This is a genomic window from Dietzia sp. DQ12-76, assembly GCF_014145045.1.
Lineage (GTDB): Bacteria > Actinomycetota > Actinomycetes > Mycobacteriales > Mycobacteriaceae > Dietzia.
In genome coordinates this window covers 14,556-19,249 of record NZ_JAALDV010000302.1, presented here as the reverse complement: position 1 = coordinate 19,249, position 4,694 = coordinate 14,556, and the positions used below count along the sequence as shown (strand labels likewise).

Genomic DNA, 4,694 nt, shown 5'->3' with positions numbered 1-4,694 from the left:
CCCGCGCGGAGCCGCGAGTGGCACCAGTCGAGCGCGGCTCCGGTCGCGGGCGCTCCCGCCGGTGGCGCGTCGGGATGCGGACCGTCGGTCAGGGGCTCCTCGGGACGCGGTCCGTCAGCCTGTGCTCCGTCGGTCACTCGAGCGGAACGCGGCGATAGGTTCCGGCGGCGGTGTCGGCCGCCTCGATCTCATCGCGCGTGATGCCGAGGACGAACAGGACCGTGTCGAGGAACGGCTTGGACAGAGACGCGTCGGCCACTTCACGCAGAGCGGGCTTGGCGCAGAACGCGATCCCCAGCCCCGCGGCGGAGAGCATGTCGATGTCGTTCGCCCCGTCCCCCACGGCGACGGTCTGGCTCAGCGAGATGCCGAGCTCCTCGGCGAACTGGCGCAGGTACTCGGCCTTGGCCTCCCGGTCCACCACCTCGCCGACGACCCGGCCGGTGAGCACCCCGTCCTCGATCTCGAGCGTGTTGGCCCGAGCGAAGTCGAGCCCCAGCTCCTCGGCGAGACCCGCGATCACCTGGATGAACCCGCCCGACACCACACCGCAGCGGATGCCCAGTCGCTTGAGGGTGCGGATGGTCGTGCGCGCGCCCGGGGTCAGCACGATATTCGCCGCGACCTCGTCGAGGACGTCGGCCGGCAACCCCTTGAGCGTGGCCACCCGTTCGTGGAGCGACTGGGCGAAGTCCAACTCACCCCGCATCGCGCGCTCGGTGACCGCACGGACCTCGGCCTCCCTGCCCGCGTGTGCGGCCAGCATCTCGATGACCTCGCCCTGGACCAGCGTGGAGTCCACGTCGAACACCACCAGGCGCTTGGAGCGGCGTCCCAGGCCGGCGCCGTCCACCGAGATGTCGACTCCGTGCGCGTCCGACAGGGGTGCCATCGCTTCGCGCAGTCGCGCGTCGTCCGCGGCGTCGCGACCGGCCGTCGAGACGTGCAGTTCCAGACCCGTGACGGGGTAGTCGGCGATCCCCCGGATCGTGTCGATGTTCGCGCCGATCGACGCGAGTGACCCCGATACCGCGGAGAACGCCGACGCGGTGACCGGGCTGCCGAGGATCACCACCGCGTGGGTGGAGGGCGGGGTGGGAGGCGCGATGTCGTCGAACTGGACCTCGAGTTGCATCCCCAGTTCGTGGATCTGCTCGGTGAGCTCGCGGACCACGGTCACGACATCGGCATCCGACTCCACCCGGACCATGAGGCCGAGGGAGAGGTGCCCGTTGACGACGACCTGTTCCACGTCCACCAGGTCGGCGTGGTGGGAGGCGAGGACCGACATGACCCTCGCGGTGACACCCGGCCGGTCGGGGCCGGTGACGGTGAGGAGTGCCGGGGTGCCGGGGGTGCTCACGTGTGCTCCTGACGAGTGCTTGATCTGGCGGGTGGTCCTGGTGTCCGGGAGGCGGGTTCAGACCGAGGCCGGTGGTGAAGGGTCCGGGGCGACACGCGCCGAACCCCGCCGGAGGGCGAGCCTACCGACGGGGTTCTGCGGGGACCGGAGCCCGTGGGTGAGTACGGGCGGCCGGGTCAGCCCTTCTGCGGTGACGTGCCGCGCTCGGCGACGTCCTTGACGGCGGCCGGGTCCTGGGCCGCGGCCCGGCCACCGACGTGGGCCTCTGCGCGCATGCGCTCACTCATGTGCGGGTAGTGGAGCTCGAACGCCGGGCGCTCGGAGCGGATCCGGGGCAGGGTCACGAAGTTGTGACGCGGCGGCGGGCACGAGGTCGCCCACTCGAGCGAGTTGCCCGCACCCCACGGGTCGTCGACGGTGACGATCTCGCCGTAGCGCCAGCTCTTGATGACGTTCCAGATGAACGGAAGCATCGCGATGCCGAGGATGAACGACCCGATGGTCGAGATCTGGTTGAGGACGGTGAAGTTGTCCGTCGCCAGGTAGTCGGCGTAGCGACGGGCCATGCCCTGGTTGCCGAGCCAGTGCTGCACGAGGAACGTGGTGTGGAAGCCGATGAACATCAGCCAGAAGTGCAGCTTGCCCAGCTTCTCGTCGAGCATCCGGCCCGTCATCTTGGGGAACCAGAAGTACACGCCGGCGAACGTCGCGAACACGATGGTGCCGAAGAGCGTGTAGTGGAAGTGCGCGACGATGAAGTACGTGTCCGAGATGTGGAAGTCGATCGGCGCCGCGGCCATCATGATGCCGGTCAGACCACCGAAGAGGAAGGTCACGATGAAGCCGAGCGCGAAGACCATCGGCGTCTCGAAGGTCATCTTCCCGCGCCACATCGTGCCGATCCAGTTGAAGAACTTCACACCCGTGGGAACGGCGATGAGGAACGTCATGAAGGAGAAGAACGGCAGGAGGACGGCGCCGGTGACGAACATGTGGTGCGCCCACACCGCCATGGACAGCGCGGCGATCGCGAGGGTCGCGAAGATCAGACCGGCGTAGCCGAAGAGCGGCTTGCGGGAGAAGACCGGGAAGACCTCGGAGACGATGCCGAAGAACGGGAGGGCGAGAACGTACACCTCGGGGTGGCCGAAGAACCAGAACAGGTGCTGCCACAGGATGGCACCACCGTTGCCCGGATCGTAGATGCGACCACCGAACTGACGGTCGTAGAAGACGCCGAGGGCGGCGGCGGTGAGGAGCGGGAAGATCAGGAGGATCAGCACCGACGCCACCAGGATGTTCCAGGTGAAGATCGGCATACGGAACATGGTCATGCCCGGCGCGCGGAGGCAGATGATCGTGGTGACGAAGTTGACGGCGCCGAGGATGGTGCCGATACCGCCGATGCCCACGCCGAGGATCCACAGGTCCGCGCCGACGGCCGGCGAGTGGATCTTGTCGGCGAGCGGCATGTACATGGTCCAGCCGAACGCGGCCGCACCGCCCGGGGTGATGAACCCGGAGAGCATGATGATGCCGCCCGCCGTGAACAGCCAGTAGCCCAGGGCGTTCAGTCGCGGGAAGGCGACGTCGGGGGCGCCGATCTGCAGCGGCATGATGTAGTTCGCGAACCCGACCACGATCGGGGTTCCGTACAGCAGCAGCATGACCGTGCCGTGCATGGTGAACAGCTGGTTGAACTGCTCGTTGGACAGGAACTGCATGCCCGGGACGAAGAGCTCCGCCCGGATGAGCAGGGCCATGAGCCCGCCGATGAAGAAGAAGACGAAACAGGTGACGATGTACATCAGGCCGAGCAGCTTGTGATCGGTCGTTGTCATCATCTTCCACACGAACGAGCCCGGCCGGGCGGAGCCCGTGGGTTCGCCCGGCGGATGGTCGAGATCGTCGACCGGCTTGGGGGCCACTGCGGTCATAAGGGTCCTCCTGAACGCCTCACCCGACGCCGCGGGTCGAACCACCGACCCCACGTCGAACGCAAAGGAATAGTGCGTGAGGGCAATCCTAACCCTCCGCTGAGAGCGCCCACCACTCACCCCGCCGAACTCGTCGGGGTGGGTCATCTGCGGTGATCCGCTTTCGTGACGACACGCCCGGGATCGCCCTCCGACCCGCCGCGACCTCCTCTTTGACCACGCTGAGCACCCATCTCCTAGGCTCTGCTGCATGACCGATCACGCGCCGGGCCGTCTCCGCCATCGCGGACGGGGGTACCCTTCCACCCCCGCGAGGGTCTCGGTCGGCATCGCGGGGGCCCTCGTCGCCGGTCTGGCGCTCTCCGGGTGCGGGCCCTCCCCCGTCGACATGGTCGAGCACCCCGTCACCACGACCCCCTCCCGGATGGCCGGTGCGGAGCTCCAACGCTCGGCCGAGCCGGAGGAATCGTGCGCGCCCGCACCGGTGCCGGCCGAGTTCCCCGGAAACGGGGTCCGAGAGGTCGCGTCCACGGATCCTGCCGAGGCGACGGTGGAGGTCCCCCGCTCTCCGGAACGGATCCTGGCCCTCGGCAGCGGGGCCGTGGACGTGGCGTGCGCTCTGGGCCTGCAGGACCTCGTCGTGGGGACCTCCGGACTGCCCCACGATGCCGACGTCTACCTCCCCGCGAACCTGGTGGGACTGCCCGACCTCGGTATCGCCGGCGACTGGCGGGCCGAGGGCGCCGAATTCGACGCGGATGCCGCCGCGAACGCCGCCCGGGACCTGAACCCCGATCTCATCGTGCTGGCCGACTCCCCCGATCCCGACCCCGATCTGGCACGGGCGTTGTCGGCTGTCGCGCCGACCGTCGTCTACGACGCGCGGAGCCTGAACTGGGCCGAGAGCACCGAGGCGATCGCCGACGCCTACGGTCGCCCCACGGCCGGCGGAGACCTCCTGTTGGATGTGATCGACCGGGCGCGGTTCACCGCGGACGCGACCACCCCGAGAGACACCTGGGTCTCGCTCGTCTCCGTCTCCGACGCGGGCGAGATCGAGGTCCAACGGCCGGACACCCTCGGCAGCCTCATGCTCGAGGCCGTCGGTGCCGGCCGGCCCCCCGCCCAGCGCACCCGGGACGGACAACGGATCGGGCCCGCCCCGGAGTCGCCTCCGGTGGGTGACGAACTGGGCGGGGACGTGATCTTCGCCGTGGTGGGTGGCAGTGACCGCTCCGAGCAGTCCGCGCGGGAGGCGTTCGCCACCCAGCGGTGGACGGACCTCGACGCGGTGGGGGCCCGCCGCATGTTCGTGGTGGACCGGGCCGTGTGGGAGGGCTCCGGTCCGGTGGCCGCACGAGCGGTCCTCGACGACATCAGGAGTTCCATCAACG

3 protein-coding genes are annotated in these 4,694 nt (G+C 69.1%); 1 reads left to right on the top strand and 2 read right to left on the bottom strand.

Features of this window, described 5'->3' with window-relative positions; translation table 11 throughout:
• Positions 1-133: 133 nt before the first annotated feature.
• Together serB and ctaD are read right to left on the bottom strand one after the other, a co-directional pair.
• A complete protein-coding gene (gene serB, locus G6019_RS10820) occupies positions 134-1,363 on the bottom strand; it encodes a phosphoserine phosphatase SerB (RefSeq protein ID WP_107755997.1) in 1,230 nt (409 codons plus the stop codon).
• Positions 1,364-1,539: 176 nt separating this feature from the next.
• A complete protein-coding gene (gene ctaD / locus G6019_RS10815) occupies positions 1,540-3,300 on the bottom strand; it encodes an aa3-type cytochrome oxidase subunit I (protein WP_182613812.1) in 1,761 nt (586 codons plus the stop codon).
• A 250-nt stretch (positions 3,301-3,550) separates the two neighbouring features.
• On the opposite strand from ctaD, the gene G6019_RS10810 reads away from it, so the two are divergent.
• Positions 3,551-4,694 (top strand): ABC transporter substrate-binding protein (locus G6019_RS10810; protein WP_241725996.1); only part of this gene is annotated, 1,144 nt, incomplete at its 3' end.